Source organism: Mesorhizobium sp. M0166 (assembly GCF_040322255.1).
GTDB lineage: Bacteria > Pseudomonadota > Alphaproteobacteria > Rhizobiales > Rhizobiaceae > Mesorhizobium.
Genome location: NZ_JAMYTD010000101.1, coordinates 1 through 1,482 on the forward strand (window position 1 = coordinate 1; position 1,482 = coordinate 1,482).

The following is a 1,482-nucleotide window of genomic DNA, read 5'->3' on the forward strand; positions in this document are numbered from 1 at the left end:
TTGACGCAAGGCGCCTGCGCTTACCGCGTGGACATTGACGGCGCCAAGTGGCGTCGCAGCGGCCACGATCGCCGTGCGGCAGGCTCGCACGACCGCAACCGGCGTACCGGGTTTCGCTGTCAGTGGTCCCGGAGATCCAAAGGGATACCCGTTGGTGGAGTCACCGTCACCGGCTTTGGAAGGCCTGAGGACGGGTGGCAAGACGATGGATTGCCCAGCGGTCTTGGCAGAGGCAGGGGCCGTCGCTGCAGTCGAACTGTCGGGTGCGGTAGCCGCTTCGTTTTCGGCGGACGGATCGTCGCCCACAGTGGCACTTGTGCTTGTATCACCAACGTTGCCGCTGGCACCAACGCCTGCGTCGACTGATCCGTCATCTGCCCCGACCGAAGCTCCAACATTTGCTCCGCCTACGCCGTCGACGCTCGTGCCCGCCCCCACAGATACGCCTTGCGAACCGGCGCTCACTCCAGCACCGACCCCGACACCGCCCGCCCTACCGCCCACGCCTGCTTCAAGAGCCGAGGCAGGCCCAACTGTGATCCCGATCGTCAACGCGGCCGCTACATACTTCTTCATTGTCGTCTCGCTCCCTAGTCTTCACTGGCGCGGCTCGAGCTTTTTGATGGCCGTGTTGGAAGCAATACTGCGGGAAGAGGTACGGTTGCGAGCAGAACGGTTTGCGGCGGCTTTTGGACCTTCATTTTCTGTTTTTTCGGCAAGCCCGGTTTACGGGCTGGTTGGGCGTCCGAACGCGATAACCTACTTGCAAGTGCGGGGGTACGCGCTTTCGGCGCGCGCTCCACAGCCGCAGTGCGACGCTTACCCTTGACGATATCAATTGCCTCACGCGCGGCACTGAGGCTGCGGGCTAGACCGATAGCCCTTTCACGCTCTTGGTCGAGCGCCGCACTCAATTCTACCGAGTTCTGCTTTAAAGCATCGCGTTGCTGGCGAACAATATCGAGGTCACGTACGGCTGAATCTGCTCGTTCGCGTCCCAGCTCGAGTGTTTCTCGAGCCTGCTTTAGAGCGGCCTCGGCCGCCTGTCGGTCCCTTATGGCGTTCGCCTGCTCGACGGCTGCCAGCTTTGCGCCTGCCTTAAGAGCATCGATAGTTTGGCGAGCCGTGGTAAGTTCTTGCTCCAAGAGCTCGACCTTGTGCCGCTCGTCATCAAGCGTTCGCTTCGCAGCAAGCTGGGAGGCGTCCATAGAGGGGTGCGCTCCAGGCGCGGCAGCCTCCTCGCTGTTCCAGAGACTGGCTTCGGCCCTGTAGCTTTCGATAACGCGCTGCGCCGTCTCCAGATCGAGCCCGAGCGCTTCCTCTGTTCGCTGCTGCTCTTTCAGCGTTTGTGCTTGCTGAGCCACCGTCTCTGCCAGTAGGTGTGCCTGGGCGCTTAGCTCACGGACGCCGCGCTGCATAACCTCTAGCTCCGCTCGTGCTGCGGCCAATTCGCGGCGTAAAGCCTCCTCATGCTCGCCGAGC

At 62.3% G+C, this 1,482-nt stretch carries 1 pseudogene; it reads right to left on the reverse strand.

Annotation, left to right across the window (positions count from 1 at the left end):
* Positions 1-590: 590 nt before the first annotated feature.
* A pseudogene (locus NKJ46_RS34575) lies at positions 591-1,482 on the reverse strand (polysaccharide biosynthesis/export family protein); the annotation flags it as partial.